Origin of the sequence: Hwanghaeella grinnelliae, assembly GCF_004005845.1 — a bacterium.
GTDB lineage: Bacteria > Pseudomonadota > Alphaproteobacteria > UBA8366 > Aestuariispiraceae > Hwanghaeella > Hwanghaeella grinnelliae.
The window spans coordinates 301,005-320,581 of the sequence record NZ_SADE01000004.1; the positions used below are offsets into that span (position 1 = coordinate 301,005).

The 19,577-nt window shown below is 60.1% G+C and carries 20 protein-coding genes; 10 read left to right on the forward strand and 10 right to left on the reverse strand.

The window, feature by feature from the left end; genetic code table 11:
- Positions 1 to 113: 113 nt before the first annotated feature.
- The 5 genes from EOI86_RS22295 to EOI86_RS22315 all read left to right on the forward strand — a co-directional run bounded on the left by EOI86_RS22295 (position 114) and on the right by EOI86_RS22315 (position 5,208).
- The gene (locus tag EOI86_RS22295; RefSeq protein ID WP_240035787.1) at positions 114 to 1,046 is read left to right on the forward strand and encodes a DMT family transporter; all 933 of its coding nucleotides are present in this window, start codon (positions 114 to 116) and stop codon (positions 1,044 to 1,046) included.
- Between the two features lie 82 nt (positions 1,047 to 1,128).
- Complete coding sequence (locus EOI86_RS22300) at positions 1,129 to 1,971, forward strand: isocitrate lyase/PEP mutase family protein (RefSeq protein ID WP_127767897.1); 843 nt, start codon at positions 1,129 to 1,131, stop codon at positions 1,969 to 1,971.
- Positions 1,972 to 2,018: 47 nt separating this feature from the next.
- Positions 2,019 to 2,402 carry a GFA family protein gene (locus tag EOI86_RS22305; protein WP_127767898.1) on the forward strand — a complete coding sequence of 128 codons (384 nt, stop codon included), beginning with the start codon at positions 2,019 to 2,021 and terminating at the stop codon, positions 2,400 to 2,402.
- A 174-nt stretch (positions 2,403 to 2,576) separates the two neighbouring features.
- Complete coding sequence (locus EOI86_RS22310) at positions 2,577 to 4,106, forward strand: trimethylamine methyltransferase family protein (protein WP_127767899.1); 1,530 nt, start codon at positions 2,577 to 2,579, stop codon at positions 4,104 to 4,106.
- 130 nt (positions 4,107 to 4,236) lie between these two features.
- Positions 4,237 to 5,208: a GlxA family transcriptional regulator gene (locus EOI86_RS22315; protein ID WP_127767900.1), complete on the forward strand. Its 972-nt coding sequence runs from the start codon at positions 4,237 to 4,239 to the stop codon at positions 5,206 to 5,208.
- A gap of 22 nt (positions 5,209 to 5,230) precedes the next feature.
- On the opposite strand, the gene EOI86_RS22320 is transcribed toward EOI86_RS22315, so the two are convergent.
- Together EOI86_RS22320 and EOI86_RS22325 are read right to left on the reverse strand one after the other, a co-directional pair.
- Entirely contained in the window at positions 5,231 to 5,728 is a 498-nt protein-coding gene (locus tag EOI86_RS22320; protein ID WP_127767901.1) for an arsenate reductase ArsC, read from the reverse strand.
- A complete protein-coding gene (locus EOI86_RS22325; protein WP_127767902.1) occupies positions 5,725 to 6,099 on the reverse strand; it encodes an ArsR/SmtB family transcription factor in 375 nt (124 codons plus the stop codon). The genes EOI86_RS22320 and EOI86_RS22325 overlap by 4 nt, the downstream gene beginning before the upstream one ends.
- Before the next feature lie 282 nt (positions 6,100 to 6,381).
- On the opposite strand from EOI86_RS22325, the gene EOI86_RS22330 reads away from it, so the two are divergent.
- The 3 genes from EOI86_RS22330 to EOI86_RS22340 all read left to right on the forward strand — a co-directional run bounded on the left by EOI86_RS22330 (position 6,382) and on the right by EOI86_RS22340 (position 8,987).
- Complete coding sequence (locus tag EOI86_RS22330; RefSeq protein ID WP_127767903.1) at positions 6,382 to 7,488, forward strand: dimethylsulfoniopropionate demethylase; 1,107 nt, start codon at positions 6,382 to 6,384, stop codon at positions 7,486 to 7,488.
- Between the two features lie 161 nt (positions 7,489 to 7,649).
- Positions 7,650 to 8,045, forward strand: coding sequence for a hypothetical protein (locus EOI86_RS22335; RefSeq protein ID WP_127767904.1), 396 nt, complete (start codon positions 7,650 to 7,652; stop codon positions 8,043 to 8,045).
- A gap of 261 nt (positions 8,046 to 8,306) precedes the next feature.
- Positions 8,307 to 8,987, forward strand: coding sequence for a putative 2OG-Fe(II) oxygenase (locus EOI86_RS22340; RefSeq protein WP_127767905.1), 681 nt, complete (start codon positions 8,307 to 8,309; stop codon positions 8,985 to 8,987).
- A gap of 93 nt (positions 8,988 to 9,080) precedes the next feature.
- Here the strand turns inward: EOI86_RS22340 and EOI86_RS22345 are convergent, their stop codons facing one another.
- From EOI86_RS22345 to EOI86_RS22355, 3 genes are all read right to left on the reverse strand, one after another.
- Positions 9,081 to 9,878 (reverse strand): FAD binding domain-containing protein, encoded by a 798-nt coding sequence (locus EOI86_RS22345; protein WP_127767906.1) that lies wholly within the window; start codon positions 9,876 to 9,878, stop codon positions 9,081 to 9,083.
- A 49-nt stretch (positions 9,879 to 9,927) separates the two neighbouring features.
- On the reverse strand, positions 9,928 to 12,291 hold the full coding sequence (locus tag EOI86_RS22350; RefSeq protein WP_127767907.1) for a xanthine dehydrogenase family protein molybdopterin-binding subunit: 2,364 nt from the start codon (positions 12,289 to 12,291) through the stop codon (positions 9,928 to 9,930).
- A 128-nt stretch (positions 12,292 to 12,419) separates the two neighbouring features.
- Positions 12,420 to 12,881 (reverse strand): (2Fe-2S)-binding protein, encoded by a 462-nt coding sequence (locus tag EOI86_RS22355; RefSeq protein WP_127767908.1) that lies wholly within the window; start codon positions 12,879 to 12,881, stop codon positions 12,420 to 12,422.
- 441 nt (positions 12,882 to 13,322) lie between these two features.
- On the opposite strand from EOI86_RS22355, the gene EOI86_RS22360 reads away from it, so the two are divergent.
- Positions 13,323 to 14,804, forward strand: a complete 1,482-nt coding sequence (locus tag EOI86_RS22360; RefSeq protein WP_127767909.1) for a mechanosensitive ion channel family protein — start codon at positions 13,323 to 13,325, stop codon at positions 14,802 to 14,804.
- A 33-nt stretch (positions 14,805 to 14,837) separates the two neighbouring features.
- Here EOI86_RS22360 and EOI86_RS22365 read toward each other — a convergent pair whose 3' ends face one another.
- The 4 genes from EOI86_RS22365 to EOI86_RS22380 form a co-directional block, all read right to left on the reverse strand.
- Entirely contained in the window at positions 14,838 to 15,443 is a 606-nt protein-coding gene (locus tag EOI86_RS22365) for a gamma carbonic anhydrase family protein (protein ID WP_127767910.1), read from the reverse strand.
- On the reverse strand, positions 15,440 to 15,958 hold the full coding sequence (locus EOI86_RS22370; protein WP_127767911.1) for a MarR family winged helix-turn-helix transcriptional regulator: 519 nt from the start codon (positions 15,956 to 15,958) through the stop codon (positions 15,440 to 15,442). The genes EOI86_RS22365 and EOI86_RS22370 overlap by 4 nt, the downstream gene beginning before the upstream one ends.
- Before the next feature lie 127 nt (positions 15,959 to 16,085).
- On the reverse strand, positions 16,086 to 17,327 hold the full coding sequence (locus EOI86_RS22375) for a SulP family inorganic anion transporter (protein WP_127767912.1): 1,242 nt from the start codon (positions 17,325 to 17,327) through the stop codon (positions 16,086 to 16,088).
- 116 nt (positions 17,328 to 17,443) lie between these two features.
- On the reverse strand, positions 17,444 to 17,884 hold the full coding sequence (locus EOI86_RS22380) for a MarR family winged helix-turn-helix transcriptional regulator (protein ID WP_127767913.1): 441 nt from the start codon (positions 17,882 to 17,884) through the stop codon (positions 17,444 to 17,446).
- Positions 17,885 to 17,990: 106 nt separating this feature from the next.
- Here EOI86_RS22380 and EOI86_RS22385 point away from each other — a divergent pair, with 106 nt between their 5' ends.
- Positions 17,991 to 18,668: a glutathione S-transferase family protein gene (locus tag EOI86_RS22385; RefSeq protein ID WP_127767914.1), complete on the forward strand. Its 678-nt coding sequence runs from the start codon at positions 17,991 to 17,993 to the stop codon at positions 18,666 to 18,668.
- Here EOI86_RS22385 and EOI86_RS22390 read toward each other — a convergent pair.
- On the reverse strand, positions 18,665 to 19,438 hold the full coding sequence (locus EOI86_RS22390) for an SRPBCC family protein (RefSeq protein WP_127767915.1): 774 nt from the start codon (positions 19,436 to 19,438) through the stop codon (positions 18,665 to 18,667). The two genes, EOI86_RS22385 and EOI86_RS22390, sit on opposite strands and share 4 nt — an antisense overlap.
- Positions 19,439 to 19,577: the final 139 nt, after the last annotated feature.

Here is a 19,577-nt window from a genome sequence, read left to right on the forward strand (position 1 = left end):
TTCATAACAGTTATGCCGCCCGGCCTATCGCCAATGCCTAAAGCTGTCTGTACGAAAGTGAGAGTGTGCACAGCCGTTGGGCCGTGCCGTTGGTGGATTGGATCCGGTATTATATGACGACCAAATCGGTGGGACGTGCCCCGGGCCAGACTGCGCGGGCCATGTCATGGATGGTGTTCGGCACCGTTGCTTTTGCGACGATGCACACCCTCGTCCGACATATCACCCAGGAAGTGCCTGTCTTCGAGGTCGCTTTTTTCCGGAATTTCTTCGCGGTCGTGGCCCTTACGCCGATGTTCCTGCGCTACGGTTTCACCCCGCTGAAGACAAAACGTATTGGTCTGCTCACCCTGCGCGGGGTGCTCAATATCGGGGCCATGCTCGCTTTTTTCTACGCTTTGTCGGTGACGCCCTTGGCGACCGTTTCCGCCCTGGGATTCAGCGCGCCGATCTTCGCCACCACGCTGGCAATGTTGCTCCTGGGGGAAGTTGTTAGGGCCCGCCGTTGGGCGGCGATCGTGATCGGTTTCGCCGGTGCACTGGTCATCATCCGGCCCGGCATCATCGAACTCGACTACGGCATGCTGGCCGTGCTGCTGTCCTCCGGCCTGTGGGCCTTGGCGCTAATGGTGATCAAGGTGCTGGGGCGGACCGAATCCAGCCTGACCATCACGCTCTATATGGGCCTGATCATGACGCCGCTTTCGCTCGGTCCGGCGCTCTATGTCTGGGTTTGGCCGACATGGGAACAGCTTGCCTGGCTAGCGGGGGTCGGCCTTGTTGGCGCCATCGCACAATGGTCGATGACCGAGGCATTGCGCCTGGGCGATACAAGTGAGGTTATGCCGCTCGACTTCCTGAAACTGATCTGGGCGTCGGTATTCGGGTATTTCATCTTCAGCGAGGTCCCCGACCTGTTCACCTGGATCGGCGGGCTGATGATTTTCGGCGGGTCGACCTATATCGCCATCCGCGAATCCGAAAAGCGGCGCCACACCGCGAAAGCCGACGCCGCGAGAGCCGAAGCAGCCGCGTTGGACCCCTGATCGGGGCGACCTGGGGAGACTTGCACGACCCTTTTTGTTCTCTTATTGTTCTTTTTGTGGGTGAGAAGAAAAAGGGAATGAGATGTCGGGCACGGTGGAAAAATACGAGCTTTTCAAATCACTGCATGACGGCGACACCGCCTTTGTGATTCCGAACCCGTGGGATGCTGGATCGGCGCGGATTTTGACCGCGATGGGATTCAAGGCGCTTGCGACCACAAGTGCGGGCTATGCGTTTTCCGTCGGTCGCCGGGACTCATTCGCCGGGTTGAGCCGGGCGGAATTGCTCGAAAATGCCAAGAACATCGTGGACGCAACCGACCTTCCGGTCTCCGCCGATCTGGAGGACGGCTTCGGTGCGTCGCCGGAGGTCTGTGCGGAGACAATCAGGATGGCGGCCGGGGTCGGGCTCGTCGGCGGATCGATCGAGGACGCGACGGGAAATCCGGAAGACCCGATCTTCGATATCGGTGCGGCGAAAGACCGGGTCGCGGCCGCGGCTGAAACCAGCGCCGGCTTGCCTTTCCTGCTGACTGCGCGCGCGGAAAACTATCTGTGGGGAAGGCCGGACCTGAAGGATACGATCAAGCGGTTGCAGGCGTTCTCGGAAGCGGGGGCGGACGTGCTCTACGCGCCGGGCCTGCCCGATATCGATGCGATCGCGACGGTCTGCCGGGAAGTGGACAAGCCGGTCAACGTGGTAATGGGTCTGCAAGGCGGGTCGTACAGCGTAGACGCCCTTTCCGATGCGGGGGTGCGTCGGATCAGCGTCGGCGGTTCCTTCGCGCGCGCCGCCTTGGGGGCCTTGAAACGCGCGGCACAGGAAGTCCTGGAGGACGGAACATTTACCTATGCGGCCGACGCGATGCCGGATGGCGAAGTCAGCAAACTGATGTCGCAAGGACATCTCGACGGGCGCGCATGATGGCATAGGGTGCGGCCCTCGGTTCTTAAATAACAAGGATGGATTGAATGATCACCGGTGGATGCGAGTGTGGGAAGGTCAAGTTCGAAGTCCCGTCCGTCAGGGATACGGTGACTGTGTGTCATTGCGGTCAATGCCGCCGCACCAGCGGGCATATCTGGGCCTCGACCAACGCGAAGTTTGAGGATGTCGCCTTTACGGAGGATGAGGGGCTCGTCTGGTTTGCCTCCTCGGATTTCGCGAAGCGGGGCTTCTGCAAACATTGCGGCTCCAGCCTGTTTTATCGCATGAACGACGAAGAAGGGATTGCGATCGCCGCGGGTTGTCTTGACGACGACAGCGGCCTGACTGTCGGCAAGCATATTTTCGTGGCAGACAAAGGTCGTTATTACGAGATCGGCGATAATGCGCCAAAGATCGATAAATATTAAATTATTGCAGTTACTTAACCTGTTCTCCGTGCACCTGACCGAAACCTATTCTTTCGGCTAAGCGGCCAAAAAGGGTCGTTTTCCACACAACTTGTCCCGCACCGGCGCGCAAGGTTGTGAAAACTTTGTGCGCCGCCCCGGCCTCTCGGGCGCGGCAGGGAGGGAGACGACAGGATGGCGCGTGCGTCGAGGCGGGAACGGCGGCAAAAACAGGGCCATGGGGTTGTGCCGCAATTGCCCTGGCAACGGGTAGATAACCCGTATCCCCCGATGGAACCCTTGAGCGCGGATCAGGTGGAGGCGATTCATCAGGCCTCCCTCAATATCCTTGAGAACCTGGGCATCGAGGTGATGGGAGAGGACGTACAGGCGCTTTTCCGGGACGCGGGCGCCAGCGTGGATGAAAGCTCGGGGATCGTCCGCCTGGATCGCGGTATCGTTGAGCAGGCGCTGGCGACCGCGCCATCGTCTTTCACCCTGACACCCCGCAATCTCGACCACGCCATCACGGTCGGCGGCAACCGGATCAATTTCGGGTTCGTTTCCGGCGCCCCCAATGTGCATGACCGCATCAATGGCCGCCGCGCGGGAAACATGGCGGATTTCGAGAAGCTGATGAAATTCGCGCAAAGCTTCAACTGCGTGCACTTCATGGGCAACCAGGTCGCCCCGCCGATCGAGCTGCCGCCCAACAATCGCCATCTGGACACCTATCGCGCGGCGCTGACGCTGACCGACAAAGTCATCAGCGGTGTGCCGATCGGCGGCGGGCGGATCCGAGATCTGATTGAGATGGTGGCGATTGTGCGCGGCTTGCCGGCGGCGGCGCTACAAGACGACCCGTCCGTCATCGGCAACATCAATATCAATTCGCCGCGCAAGCTGGACCTGGAAATGGCCCATGGGGCAATGATGCTGGCGCGGCACAATCAGGCCACGATCGTCACCCCCTTCACCCTGATGGGGGCGATGACGCCGGTCACCATGGCGGCCGCGCTGGCGCAGCAGAACGCGGAAGCGCTGCTTGGCATCACGCTGACCCAATTGGTTCGGCCCGGCGCGCCGGTGGTCTATGGGGCCTTCACCTCGAATGTCGATATGCGGTCCGGCGCGCCGACTTTCGGCACGCCGGAAAACGCAAAGGCCAATATGGCGGGCGCGCAGCTTGCGCGGCGCTATGGGCTGCCGCACAGAACAAGCGCCTGCAATGCGTCGAACACGGTGGACGCGCAGGCCGCCTATGAGACGGAAATGGCGCTGACCGGTGCAGTCTTCGGCCACGGCAACCTGATCTACCATGCGGTCGGGTGGCTGGAAGGCGGGCTTGTCGCGTCCTTTGAGAAGATCGTGCTGGATGTGGAACTGGTGCAGCACATGATGGGTCTGTTGAGCCCGATCGACACGTCCGATGCCGCGCTTGGCCTGGATGCCATCGCCGATGTCGCGCCGGGGGGGCATTTCTTCGGCTCGCCGCACACGATGGCGCGGTATGATACGGCGTTCTACCAGCCGATCCTGTCCGACTGGCGCAACAGCCAGGCGTGGGAGGAGGCGGGCGGTCAATCGGCGACCGAGCGCGCGACCGCTGTTTGGCAACAGGTTCTCGCCGGCTATCAGCAACCAGCGATGGATCCCGCCCGCGTGGAAGCGCTGGATGCCTATATCCGGCTACGGCGTGAAGAGATCGGCGACGGCGAGCCCTAGGCCAGGCCCCCCTCCCCAGACGATAGTTTCTTCCCCATCAATTCCTTACGGCGTTGGTTGAAACCGCTTGTCCGACCATGTCAACACGGTATGGTTTTAGGTTCAGGACCCCTATTAAAAAGCGGCGCCCATGACCTTGTTTGACGCATTGCCCGAGAAACTGCCGCAGCGTTTCGGGTTCGTCCTTGTAGAACACTTTCCGCTGATGGGGTTTGCCTCGTCATTGGAACCGCTCCGCGCCGTCAATCTGCAAACCGAAAAAAAGGTCTTTGACTGGGTCTTGCTGTCCGAAGACGGCCAACCGGTGGTCAGCAGCAGTGGATTGACGGTCGTGCCGGACGCGGCAGTGGGCGGTGACGATTTCGATGCCGTTGTTGTCGTGGCAGGACTGCATGCGGAAAGCGCGCATTGCCCGAACACGATCAATTGGCTGCGCCGTATTGTTCGCCGCGGGGTTACGGTTATCGGCGTTTCGGCTGCGTCCTATATTTTCGCCAAGGCGGGTATTCTGGATGGCCGCCAGGCGACCATTCATTGGGAACATGCGGACGGGTTTCGCGAAGACTTCCCGCATTTGGACATTTCATCAGAATTGTTCGAAATCGACGGGCCCGTCGTAACCTGTGCCGGCGGTACGGCCGCGATGGACATGATGTTGCATTTGATCGAGCAACAGCTTGGCCACAACGTCGCCACGCGGGTCACGGATTGGTTCCTGGTCAAACAGATCCGACAGCCGCATGAAGATCAGCGCATGGATCTCCGGGCCCGCATAGGGGTCAGTCATCCGAAGCTATTGGCGGCCATCGGTTTGATGGAGGAGAATCTCGAAGCGCCTTTGAACCGGAATGAGATCGCCGCCGCCGTTCGCCTGTCCACCCGGCAGTTGGAGCGTCTGTTCCAGAAATATCTGCGCTCAACGCCCAGGAAGTATTATTTTTCGCTTCGCATGCATAAGGCCCAATTGTTGCTGCGCCAGACAACGCTGCCGATCCTGGAGGTCGCCTTGGCCAGCGGCTTCGTCTCCGCCTCTCATTTCGCGAAGAGCTATCGTGAGTTCTTCGGGCGAAATCCGCGGGCGGACAGGGGACACGGCAAGTAATCCAAATTCGAAAATCCCGTCATCATCCCTGTTTGCCAATGTCGTCCAATCGCTTCTGAAGGGTCATCCTGTCGAGGGATGCGATCGGCAAATTGACGAATATCGAAATACGGCTCGCCAGCATCCGGTAGGTGTCAGCGAAGGCGGCGGCGACTTCGGCTTCTGGCCCATCATGATATTTCGGGTCAGGTACGCCCCAATGCGCGGTCATCGGTTGTCCTGGCCATACCGGGCAAACCTCGTCGGCGGCCGTGTCACAGACGGTGAAAACGAAATCCAATGCGGGTGCATCGGGTTTGGCGAATTCGTCCCAGGATTTGGAGCGGCACTCGTCCGTGGGGTGGTTGAGGGTCTTGAGCAGCACCAGGGCGCGGTGATCCACTTCGCCGGCGGGGTGGCTACCTGCGCTGAACCCTGTGAATTGGCCTGCACCTTCGCGATTGAGGATGGCTTCGGCCATGATGCTGCGTATGGAATTCCCGGTGCATAGGAACAGGACATTGAAATGTCGTTGGTTCATTTCGCTTTTCCTTGAAAGACCCTGTCAGATTTAACCGCAGCCGTGGTGGGCCCGCCGGCTTTGACTTGAATGCCGCACAGTTCCGGGCGACCGTTACAGCAATCCTCGGAAAGATAGGCGAGAAGCGCCCGTACTCCGGCGACGTCCACCGCATAGAAAACATTCCGGTGGTCGCGGCTGGATTGAACCAGATCGGCCTTCTCCAGCAATCGCAGGTGAAAAGACATATTGGGCCCGGTCAGGCCGAGCTGCGCCGCGAGGTCCCCAGCCGCTAAACCGTTCGGCCCGGTTTCTATCAGCAGCCGAAAGGCATTCAGCCGATGCATATGCGCTAAAGCGCCAAGTTTCGTGACGGCGGTGTGCGTATCCATAAAAGCCTTATTTCAAGAGATATTGAAATGAGCAAATGAAGCTTTGATGACGGCTCCGTGACACCTGGTGCCCAGCTGTTTGTCCTTTCCAAGTTGTATCGCCGTTAGGGTCAGAAAAACTCACCGCAGGGCGCCCCGTCGATAGCTTGTCGCTAATATAGAAATCCAATGTCGCATTCGTGATTTGAATAAGAGCGACTTTCCGAGATTTGTTAGCGCAGATCGTCAGAGACCGCCTGGCTCCGAAGACGGTTGTGATACGTTTATTTCGGAGTGGGTGCGATGTCGCCATATCTATCGCTTTCCCGGCGTCTGCGTGTGACGCCGTTCAGCCGCCGCGTCGATGCCGCGGGCGTGCAGGCTTATACCGTTTATAACCACATGCGCTTGCCGACGATGTTCCAGTCGGCTGAGGAAGACTGCCGGCACCTGAAGCAAAAGGTGCAGATCTGGGATGTGGCGTGTGAGCGCCAGGTCGAGATCGTCGGCCCCGACGCCAAGCGGTTGATGCGGATGTTGACGCCGCGCGACCTGGAATCGATGGATGTCGGACAGTGCCGGTACATTCCCGTGGTCGATGAACGGGGCGGAATGCTGAACGACCCGGTCGCCCTAAAACTGGCTGATGATCGCTACTGGATATCGCTGGCCGATAGCGACCTTCTTCTTTGGGTTAAGGGCCTTGCGATTGGCGCGCGCTTCGATGTGGACGTGAATGAACCCGATGTATCGCCCCTGGCGGTGCAGGGACCGCAATCGGATACACTGATGGCGCGTATTTTCGGTGACGCGGTGCGGGACATCCGGTTTTTCCGGTTCGGCGTATTCGAATATGCCGGGCGTGAGCTGCGGATCGCGCGCTCGGGATATTCGAAGCAGGGCGGTTTTGAAATTTATGTTGAAGGGTCCGACCTGGGCGAGCCGATTTGGGATGCGTTGTTCGCGGCCGGTATCGACCTCGACGTGCGGGCCGGCGGCCCGAACATAATTGAGCGGGTTGAATCCGGACTTCTCTCCTACGGCAACGATATGACGCGTGAGAATTCGCCCTTTGAATGCGGGCTCGGCAAATTCTGCGATCTGGACACTGCGGAGACCAGTATCGGGCGCGACGCCTTGTTGCGGGAACGGGACCAAGGTCCGCTCAGAATGATCCGCAGCCTTGCCATCGAAGGACCGGCACTGCCGCCATGTGCGGGTGAGTGGCCGGTCGTGGCGGATGGTGTCCGGATAGGGCAGATCACATCCGCCGCATGGTCGCCGGATTTCGAGACAAATGTGGCGATCGGCATGATTGATAGAAGCCATTGGCATGACGGAAACCAAGTGATCGTCGAGACGATCGAAGGCGCCCGTTCGGCTGTTGTAAGAGAAAAAAGCTTTAACTAACTGACTCTTATGCCATTTCTGAAAAAAGGTTTGGCGAACGAATCGATTCGGGTATGGTGATTCCGCTGGCCGCCGATATCGGCGGCGCTGGTTAAGATTTCTTTCGCGGTTTCCTGCCGGGAAGACGTCTGACGGGTGGGGAGAACCAGAATGGTGCCGGGATGGTAAGGGTCAAAAGAGCGTTGTCGACGCTGGCGCAGGAAGCGCTGGAATTGATTGCAGGGGCAACCGTATTCCATACGGTGCAGGATACGGGCAGCATGCATCTGCATGCCCAGCATGGGAATGCCACGCTGACTTTAGTGGTTCCGATGGCCGTTTGGTCGGAACTGCGTCCGCTTGTCGAATGGACTGACGAGCCTGTACTGGGCGGTCAGGTTCTTCGATGCAAGCGAAGCACCACCGTACGGCTTTTCGACAAGCCGCCCGTTCCATCAAACGAAGTGCAGGGCGTGGACGACGTGACTTTCGAACAGCTTGATCTACCCTTGCCGACATTGAGCGAGCATGCGGCTTTGGAAGCCGCCGGGCAGCAAACCCTGAATCTTTCCATATAAAATGCGGTATTGGCGGCCCTAGGGGCAATTGGCGGCCAATTTTCGTAATCCGAAACCATTGGTAAACAAACCTGTGGCGCACTGCATATGGCTTTGCGCGGATGGGCCTGTTTATCCTCCTTATTAGCTGTTTGCGCCGCAATATATAGAATTTTTCTTTTATTACATAGGGTTAATAAACAGAAGGCGCTTGACCAGGGAAGCATTGCCCGGTTCACTCACGAAACCGTGATCAAAGTGCATCCTTAAAAATCAGGCCTGATGACCGAAGCCAGATCCGACCAGAAAATGCATATCGGCCCGCATGCGGTGTCGGTATGGCCGAAAGGGCTTGGGCTGAAGCACCTGGATCCGTTGGTCTGTGTCACGGTGTTTCCAGACAATGATGTCATCCGCGCTGTGCTGGAACCGAAACTTCTTGAAGCTGAAAAACGGTTCCGGGAGAACGAACCCAACCGGTGGGAGGGGGGCGGCGGCGCCAAGATCAGGGATATCGGCGACTGGGACTGTCCCGCGATGAAACTCTTGAGCGCGCGCGCCATGGCGGCGTTCAAAAAGGTTACCGGCGCTGAGACGGCATTCATCGATGATGTCTGGGGCAACGTCTATCGCAAGGGTGATTTCATCGGTCCCCACGGGCATCGCCGAACGGAAGTCAGCGTTGTTTATCACCTTGTTCCACCGAACGAAGAAGACAGACAGAATTTCAACGGCGCCTTGGGGATCACCGATCCGCGTGTCGCGCGGTGCTGTCCGACGGCGAAAGGGCTTGTCACCTCGCAGGTTTATCCGCCGTTGAATCCGGGCGCGATGATATTGTTTCCCAGTTTCGTGACCCATTATGTGACGCCGCATATCGGTGACGGTCACCGCATCAGCATCGCCTGGAACATCGATCGCCGCGATATCCCCGGCGATCCGCAAGATGAATCGCTTCTGTAGTTTCTGGAAATGTGGCTGCCCGGGAACCATCCCGGGAATGAAAAAGGGCGGCCAAAAAGCCGCCCTTTCCCATGACTGCTGCTGTCGGACCGGTCAGCCCGCTGCGGCTACCGCCCGCTTGGCCATCACGCTGATCAGGTGTGCGCGGTATTCGGCGCTGGCGTGAATGTCGCTGTTCAGGCCATCCGGCGATACCGAGATGCCGGAAACTGCATCGGGCGAGAAGTTGCCGGCCAAGGCCGATTCCATCTCGGTGACACGGAAGACACCGTCGTCGCCGGCGCCCGTCACGGCGACGCGAACGCCGTCCGAGCCTTTGGCGACGAAAACGCCGACCATGGCGTAGCGGCTCGCCGGGTTGGCGAACTTTACATAGGCGGCCTTCTCCGGAACCGGGAACTTGATGGACGAGATGATTTCATCTTCGTCCAACGCGGTGTCGAACAGCCCGGTGAAGAAATCCTCAGCCGATAGTTCGCGCTTGTTCGTCACCACGGTTGCGCCAAGCGCGACCAGGGCGGCCGGATAGTCCGCCGCCGGGTCGTTATTGGCGATGGAACCGCCGATGGTGCCGCGGTTGCGGACTTGCGGATCGCCGATATTGTCGGCCAGTTCCGCCAGGGCCGGGATGGCCCCTTTTACATCGGCTGAGGCCGCAACGGCACCGTGGGTGGTCATGGCCCCGATGGTGACCGTACCGCCGCCGACGGTAATGCCGACCAAGTCACCGATACCGCCCAGATCGACCACGTCGCTAGGGGCGGCCAGTCGCTGCTTCATGGTTGGGATCAAGGTCATCCCACCGGCGACCAGCTTGCCGTCTTCGGCGCCCGCGATGGCGGACGCTGCATCGGCAAGCGAACCTGGTTTGTGGTAGTTGAAGTCGTACATCCTGTCTTCTCCTTAACAAACGTCTCGACGAAACGTCGCTTGCCTCTTGTTACTCCGCGGCCGCTTTCGCGCCCTGGATTGCCTGCCAAACCTTTTGCGGCGTGGCGGGCATTGAAATGTCCGTGACGCCCAGGCCGCTCAACGCATCGACGATCGCGTTGATCACGGCGGGCGGTGACCCGATGGCGCCGGTTTCCCCGACACCTTTGACACCCAACGAGTTGTGTGCGCAAAGCGTCACTTCGTTGGAGGTTGAGAAATTTGGCAGGTCGTCCGCCCGGGGCATCGTGTAATCCATATACGACCCGGTCAGCAGTTGCCCGTTATCGTCATAGATGCAGCCTTCCAGCAGCGCCTGGCCGATCCCTTGGGCCAATCCCCCGTGGGTCTGTCCGGCGACGATCATCGGGTTGATGACGCGCCCGACATCATCGGAGGCGGTTACCCGGTCGACCTTGACCACACCGGTATCGGGATCGACTTCCACTTCGACGATGTGGCAGCCGCCCGGATAGGTGAAGTTCATCGGATCGTAGAAGGCCTGCTCCTCCAGCCCCGGTTCCAGTGTGTCATGCGGGAAGTTGTGGGGCACATAGGCGGTCAGGGCGACTTCCCCGAAGGTCATTTCCTTATCGGTCCCGGCGACGGTGAACTTGCCGTCCTTGAACTCGATATCCGCTTCCGCCGCTTCCAGCACATGGGCCGCGATCTTCTTGGACTTGTCGATGATCTTGTTCATCGCCTTCATCATCGCTTCACCGCCGACCGCCAGCGAACGGGACCCGTAGGTCCCCATGCCGAAGGCGACCTTGTTGGTATCGCCATGGCTGATCTCGACTTGGTCGAGCGGCAGGCCGAGCGTTTCCGAAACCAACTGCGCGAAGGTCGTCTCGTGACCCTGGCCGTGGCTGTGGGATCCGGTGAAGATCGTCACGGAGCCGGTTGGATTGACTCGAACATTCGCGCTTTCGAACAAACCAGCCCGTGCGCCAAGCGACCCGACGACCGCAGACGGCGCGATGCCGCAGGCTTCCACATAAGTGGAATAGCCCAGGCCACGAAGCTTGCCTTTCGCTTCCGACGCCGCCTTGCGCGCGGCGAAACCGTCGACATCCGCATTCTTCATCGCGGAATTGAGCGTCGCCTCGTAGTCTCCGCTGTCATATTCCAGCGCGACCGGCGTTTGATACGGGAAGGCGTCCCGCGGAATGAAGTTCTTCCGGCGGATTTCATCCTGGGGAATCCCCATTTCCCGCGCGGCCCGGTCCACCACCCGCTCAATCAGGTAGCTGGCTTCCGGGCGGCCTGCGCCGCGATAGGCATCGACCGGCGTGGTATTGGTGAAGATCGCCTTCACACCGGCATAGATCACCGGCGTCGTGTAAACGCCCGCCAGCAGGGTGGCGTAAAGATAGGTGGGAACGCAGGTCGCGAAGGTCGACAGATAGGCGCCCATATTCGCCTTGGTGTTGACCTTCAGCGCCAGGAACTTGCCGCTTTCGTCCAGCGCCAGCTTGACGTTGGTGATGTGGTCGCGGCCATGGGCGTCCGTGATGAAGCTTTCCGACCGGTCCGCCGTCCACTTGATCGGCCGGCCGACCTTGGGTGCGGCCCAGGTGACGATGGCTTCTTCGGCGTAGTGATAGATCTTCGATCCGAAACCGCCGCCGACATCGGGCGCCACGATGCGCAGTTTGTGCTCAGGAATCTGCAGCACGAAAGCGCCCATCAGCAGCCGGATGACATGCGGGTTCTGGCTGGTGGTGTAGAGGGTGTATTCCCCTGTCGCCCTGTCGAACGAACCGATCGCCGCGCGCGGTTCCATGGCGTTTGGGATCAGACGGTTGTTGACGATGTCGATCTCGGTCACGTGATGCGCGCCGGCGATCGCCTTGTCGACCTCGCCTTCGTCCCCCAACTCCCAATCGTAGCAGAGGTTGTCGGCGACATCGTCATGGACCAGCGTGCCGCCGGCCAGGGCCTTGTTCATATCGACCACGGCGGGAAGTTCCGAATAGTCGACTTCGATCAATTCGGCCGCGCTGCGCGCCTGAGCCAGGGTTTCCGCGATGACGACCGCAACCTGATCCCCGACATGGCGGACCTTGCCTTGCGCCAGCGGCGGGTGGCCGGGTTCGGCCATCGGCGAACCGTCCTTGTTGTGGATCTGCCAGCCGCAGGGCAGGGAGCCGACTTCCATGTCAGCCCCGGTGAAGATCGCGACGACACCCGGCGCGGCAGCCGCGGCGGAAGTGTCGATCGAATTGATCGTCGCATGGGCATGGGGACTGCGCAGAATATACGCGTGGGTTTGTCCCGGCTGGTTGATGTCGTCGGTATAGGTTCCGCGTCCGGTCAGGAAACGGTAATCCTCCAAACGCTTCACGGAAGCGCCAATGCCTGTCTCGCTCATTTTACCACTCTCTCCCTGGACGTCGTTCGACCCGCTTCCCGCTTGGGACCTGGTCGATGGTCGCCGTCACGTTGATGCACGTCATAGGTCCTGGGGCGCCTTTCCGGTCTTTTCCCCGCGGACCGCCGTTACATGTTCGCGGCGCCCTCTTTGATGGACTTCACGATGTTGTGGTAGCCGGTGCAGCGACAGATGTTGCCTTCCAGCCATTCACGGATTTCTTCCTCGCTCGGGTTCTTGTTGTTGTTGGCGAGGTCCACCGCGCTCATCACCATGCCGGGGGTGCAGAAACCGCACTGCAGGCCGTGATTGTTGCGGAAGGCTTCCTGCATCGGGTGCAGTTCTTCGCCATTGGCCAAGCCTTCGATGGTCGTGACCTCGGCACCGTCGGCCTGGACGGCCAGCAGGGAGCAGGACTTCATCGACTTGCCGTCGACATGGACCACGCAGGCACCGCATTGGCTGGTGTCGCAACCGACATGCGTTCCCGTCAGCCCCAGATTTTCGCGTATAAACTGAACCAGCAACGTCCGCGCTTCGACTTCACCCGAAACGGACTTGCCGTTCACCGTCATGGAAACGGTCGGCATACCATGCCCTCCCTTGCGTTAAACAATAAGCCAGATTGTAAAAGGCGGAATGTCCCTGAAGTCAAATACCCAGGCAACAGATACCCGGATACCAGATTGTCCCGCCGCGTTGTCTTGATGGAGAAGGACCCGTCCGGCCCCTCGCGCACCCCGTCTTGTTCGACAGCCTTTTGTGATGGCCGCTTCTACCGGAAGGATTTTGGGGCCGCCCCAATCGTAAATCAACCCTGATCCCTGTGAGACTAAGGAACAGTGGGTATTCCCGCAGAGGGTAGAATGTTGCGCGCCGGGAGGAGAACTCCCCACGCCCCGGGCATTTCCGAAAGCTGCGCGCACTTTCCCGGGCAACGTACATTTTTCCAGCCGGGGGGCATTCCCCTTTCAGGTCCCCTGTTCCTGTACTAGCGTATTCCCGGTCGGAGGAAACGGCGGAAAGCCAAAATGGTCGATAGGCGGGAAAAAGCGCTCAAGAGAAGGGCGCGGCGCAACGGGATTGTGCTGTTGTCGCGGTTCGTCTTAACCGTGATGCTCTATGTTCTTTACGAGGTCTGGCACGATGTGATTCCCGGTGCGGACCCGAACCTGCCGGATTCCATTCTCTACATTCTGCGTCAGGTCGTCGGCGTCTTCCTGTTCATCTCGGGCGCGATGACGATCAATTTCGCGTTGCGGCATTATTTCTGGCAGGGCTGGGTGGCGTCGCGGGCGGAAGCCGAGGTGCCGACCCTGTTAATCGACATCACGGCCTTCCTGGTTTGGCTGACCACGCTGATCCTGACGCTCAGCGTCATTTTCGATGTTTCGGTTTCGGCCTTCGTCACCACGTCGGGGATCGTCATCGCGGTCATCGGATTTGCTCTGCGTTACATGATTTCCGATGTCTTCACCGGTATCGCGCTGGGATTGGAACGCCCGATCAATATCGGCGACTGGGTCCAGATCGACGATGGAACGCTTGGCAAGGTAGTCGAGATCAACTGGCGCGCCACCAAGCTGAAGACCAAGAATCATACCGGCGTGGTGATCCCGAACACCTATCTTGCCACCCATCCTTTCACGAATTTCAACTGGCCCGAGAACTATTTCCGCGCCGAATTCGAAATCGTCCTGGGATATGACGTGACCGTGCACCAAGCGGAACGCATTTTGCTGTCGGCGATCAACCAGGTGGACGAATCGGCGGCCGTCCCGCAGCCGCCGAATATCCGGGTCAAGGAATACACGGCGCGCGGCATCAATTGGCAGGTCCGTTTCTGGGTGCCACGGCATGAGGATTTCGGCCCGATCCGGCACAAGATCGCCCATAATGTCCTGCGCAACTTGCATTTCGCCGGTCTCAGGGTTCCGCACGACATGCTGGACCTTACCCGGTCCATTCAAGAAGGCGACGAACACGACCCCATTAAGCGGGACGTCATGTTCCTGCGAGACGTGCATCTGTTCGATTCCATGAGTGACGACGAATTGGAAAAGCTGCGCAGCCGGATGAGCGAGCGTCTGTGCATCCAAGGCGAAGCGATTGTCCGGCAGGGTGAAGAAGGGGATTCGCTTTTCCTTATCCGCGAAGGGTATTTGGACGTCTTCATCGACAATGAAGACGGGGACCGGCTGATGGTTGGCCATTTGATGCCCGGCATGTTCTTCGGGGAAATGTCCCTGCTGACGGGCGCGCGGCGGGCCGCGACCGTTATCCCGAGCGTAGATGCAATGGTCTTCCAGATCAGGAAGGACGACATCCGCTCGTTCCTCGAAGAAAGCGAAGATCTCGTCCGGCAGTTGAGCCTCGCGCTTGCCGAACGGCAAATGCTGAACGACCGCAAACTGACGGAAGGCCTGCCGCCCCAGGATATGGAGCGCGAGCGGCAAACCGCGGCCGATCGATTGTTCCAGAAGATCCAGGGCTATTTCGGCCTGATGTACTGACCGCCCTCGGCTGGGCCTATCTGGCCGGTGCGGCTAACCGGCGTTCCGGTCGTCCTTGTGTCGCGCCAATGCCTTGGCGTAGCGCGGCATGACGTCGGGCATCATGCTGTCGCCCTCACTCGGGCGGTCGACGCCGAATACATGTTTCGGGAAACCCAATTCCTTCTGAATCGCCCAGATCTCGTCATGCTTGTCCGGCGGGAAGATTTCCGCCGGCTCGCCGACGGCCACCCAGCCGATGGGAACCATGCTCCCCGGTGCTAAAGCAGTGCGCAGATGCACGACACCGTTGATGCGCACCTCGCTGTTGGTCCCGATCCGGGCGCCGTTGAAGATCGACGCGCCAGTGGCGATGAAGCAATTGTCCTCAACCGTGCAGCCGGTCAGATGGGCGCGGGGCCCGACCAGGCAATTGTCCCCCAGCGTCAGGGGATTGCCGCGAATACCGCGCAGCACGGCTGAATCCATGACGACGCAGTTCGCGCCGATCTCGATCGGGCCGGATTCGGCGGTGAGGACGGCCCCAAAGCCGATGGAACTGTTGGCGCCGATTGTAACATCCCCGCAAACCGTCGCATTTGGTGCCACGCGGGCGCTGGGGTGGATGTTGGGCACCTTGCCGTCATGGGCCAATATCATTTTGCTGCTTCCTTTCCCGCCGTTTCGATATCCCGCGCCTTGCACCCGATCGGACAGACCGCGCCGTCGCATATCTCGTGGTCGCAGAACCGGCAGAGGAAGCGTGCGTCCGCCCGGCTCGCCACCTCCTGCGGAAGAATCTCGTCGAGCAGGGTGGACAAAAGGGCGGCCTTTTCCGCCGATAGCGGGGCCAACAGTGCCTTCAAGGCCGCATTGCGGCGGCCCAGAAGGGTCGCCGCCCGTGCTTCGCCCGCTGCGGTGAGGGATATGTCGATATCCTTGCCGTCGCGTTTCGGATGCCTCCTGGTCAGCCCGGCATCGCGGAGTTTTTCCAACAGGCGGACTGTGGCCGGTTGAGACAGCCCCAGGATCCGGCTCAACCGCGTGCCGGTAAGCGGCGCGTGGAAGTGCAGGGTCAGAATCGCCGCCACCGTACTGGGCGAGGCATCGTCGAACGCTTGGCTCATCGCGGCGTCCAAGACGCTCCACAAGGCGCCAAGTTTGTTTTCTGTCACTTCATCATGCATGCAGTATGCATATAAAGGAAAGTCGGTTATACGCAAGGGGTTTTTGCGACGGTAAGGCACGACAGAAGCCGGCGCCGCTTGGAAAAGGGGCGCCGGCTATTCCTCTCCCATTGCGTCAGCGGTCGGGCGTATGCCAGTCGGCGGGCTGCACCTTGCGGCGGCGCAAGCGGATGGCAAGGCCAAGCGCCACGCCGACGCCAATGGCGACGGTAAGGTCCACCATCACGGTCAGAACCAGGGTCACGACCAGCAACAGCCGGTCCGCAATCGGCTCCGACATATAACCGCGCCAGCGATGCGGTTCGCTCATGTTCCAGGCCGTCAGGATAAGCAGGGCCGCCATGGCCGGCATCGCCAGATAGCCCGCCAACGGCGCGGCCAGCATCATCACCGCCAGGATCACCAGGGCATGAACGATTCCGGCGACGGGCGTCTTGCCGCCGGCCCGGATATTCGTCGCGGTCCGGGCGATGGCGCCGGTCGCGGGCAGCCCGCCGAAAAGCGTGGAGGCGATATTCGCCGTTCCCTGCGCGATGACTTCCGCGTTGGGGCGGTGACTGCCGCCGATGGATCTGTCCGCGACCATCGCCGACAGCAGCGATTCCACGCCGGCCAAAAAGGCGATGACGAGGGCGGACGGCAACAGTTCGATGACCCGGTCCAAGGTAAAGACCGGCAGGCTGGGCAAGGGCAGGTGATTGGGCAATTCCCCAAAGCGGGAGACGATGGTGTCCACCTGAAGACCCAGGGCGGCGACCACGGCCGAGGATACGGCCACGGCGACGATCAGGCCTGGAAATTTCGGAAACGCCTTGCGCAGCAGAACGATGGACAAGCCGGTGCCGAGGCCGATGGCGACGGCGGCGAGATTGATCGATTGCGCGGCCGTGCCGAATTCCGCCCAGTCGACTTGTCCTTCCAGGCCCAGGAAATCGCTCAACTGGCTTTTGGCGATGATGATGGCGATTCCGATAGTAAAACCGTTGATCACCGCTTCCGGGATATAGGCGATCAGGTTGCCGATCCTGAGGAACCCCGCGATCAGCAGGATGATCCCCGCCATGAAGGTGGCGATCAGCAGGCCGTCATAACCGTGATCGGCGATGACGCCATAGACGACGACGATGAAGGCGCCGGTCGGCCCGCCGATCTGAACGCGGCTGCCGCCCAGCAGGGAAATGAAGAAACCGCCGATGATGGCGGTCACCAACCCTTGGGCCGGCTCCGCGCCGGACGCGATGGCAATCGCCAGGCTGAGGGGCACCGCCACCATCGCGACGGTTGCGCCCGCCAGGCAGTCAGACGTGAACAGGGACCAGGAATAGGTCTCCAGCGTGGTGATGATTTTCGGTTTCATGCTCGTGAACCCGCCGGATTTTTGGGCCACCGGCACGGCGGCCATGCGGTTGATTGGAAACGATTGGTATCAAACAATGCCGTCCCGCCGCAGACAACGGGATTTACGGAACAGGTCTATGTCGGGCGAAGCTTGCCAAGCAGCGCCGCAAGCTGTTCCGCTTCCTCGCCAGTCAGTTTTTCCTGCACATCGGTCCGAAGGGCGTTGGCATAGACTGGCCACATCTGCGCCCGAATGTCGCGGCCCGCCGGCGTTATGGTGACGATTTGTCCGCGGCCGTCCGCCACGCAATCCGCCGTCGTGACATACCCGGCATCGGCCAGACGTTTTAGCAGACGGGACGTGCCGTATTGCGGCAGCAGCAGCCGTTCCTTGATCTCGAAGGGGCGTATTCCGCCCGGGCCGGCGCGCTCCACTTCCAGCAAGACATCATACCAGGACAGCGGTGGAAGCCCTTCGTCTTTCAAATTGGCCTCGATCCGGTCGACCAGAATTCCCGAAATGGAAACCATTCGGGTCCAGACCAATTCGGCGCTTTTGTTCAAACGTTTCGGCATGATCCGTTTCAATCATATGAATGCAAATGCATCAAGCTTGACGGGTGAGGCGGCCGAGCCAATATAGATGCAAATGCATGTAAAATTTACCAGAGAGGAAACTGCCATGACGAAACTTGTATTGGTCAGCCATGCCCTATGCCCCTACGTGCAGCGGGCGGCGATATCGCTTGTTGAGAAGGGGGTGGCTTTCGACAGGCGTGATGTGGACCTGGCGAACAAACCCGATTGGTTCCTGGAAATATCGCCATTGGGGAAAACGCCGGTTCTGACAGTGGCGGGCGAGGCGATTTTCGAATCCTCTGCGATCCTGGAGTATCTTGAAGACACCCTGGCGCCGTCACTGCATCCGGATGATCCGGTGCTCAAGGCACGGCATCGCGGTTGGATAGAGGTGGGAAGCGCGGTCCTGAACGATATCGCGGGCCTATACGGCGCGAAGGATCGCCAGGGCTTCGATGCCAAGGCAGCGGCGCTCAAGGCAAAGTTTGCCCGTGTGGAGGCGGCCTTGGGCGAGGGACCGTATTTTTCAGGTGCGGATTTCAGTTTGGTCGACGCGGTCTTTGCGCCGGCATTCCGATATTTCGATACCTTCGATCATATCGGGGATTTCGGCATTCTCGCGGATTTGCCGAAAACGATGGCGTGGCGAAAGGCGCTCGGCCGAAGGCCCTCGGTGATAGCCGCCATCGATAGCGGCTATCCCCAAAGGTTGCATGATTTTCTGCTGCGCCGAAACAGCTTCATCAGTGAGCTGATATCGGAACAGTCGCTGCGCGTTTAGCTGTTGAAGCTATAGATCAACAGGCCGGCGGCCACGATGACCGCAAGCACCCAGATAACCGGGCTCAAACCTTTGCGCTTTGCCGAGGTTTCATTGACGGCTTCCGTCGCGGCCTTGGCGGCGGCGGCCTTCACATCCGTGTCGCTCGCGGGCGCCGGGGCTTCTGCCTGTTTCGCCGCCGGCTCGGCCGCAGGAGCTTCTACGGGGGCTTCGACGGGGGCTGCAGGCGCTGGTTCTTCAACGGGCGCAGGCGTCGGGGAGGGGGCGGCCGCGGCGGTTGCAGCAGCTTCCGTGTCGGCGGCGGCCGGCGCGCTGCCTGCATCGCCTGCACGCGCCATGACTTCTTCGTTGAATTTCGAGAAGAATTCGCCCGCCATCTTCTTCGCGGTTGAGTCGATCAGGCGGGAGCCGATCTGCGCCAGCTTGCCCCCGACATTCGCGTCGACTTCATAGCTGAGCACGGTTTCATCGCCGTCTTCCGCCAGCGAGACAACGGCCCCGCCTTTCGCGAAACCAGCGGCGCCACCCTTGCCTTCGCCGGAAATCTTATAGCCTTTCGGCGGATCGATATCGGTGAGCGACACCTCGCCCGCGAATTTCGCCTTCACCGGGCCGACCTTGGCCTGAACCGTGGCGGAAAATGATGTGTCTGAGGTCTTCTCCAAGGTCTGGCAGCCCGGAATGCAGGCCTTCAGTACGTCCGGGTCGTTCAGCGCTTCCCAAACCACCTCACGCGGGGCCGAGATTCGCTCTTCACCTTTCATATCCATGGTGATCGTCCTTTACTTCTCTCTCGCGCGGCACATGCGATTTGAACATATGCGGATTTAATACGCGCCGATTAATCCTTTACGGCCAAAGCCCGGTGGGCGCTTGGCGCGGAACATGTCGAGGCTTTGCGCCCATTGT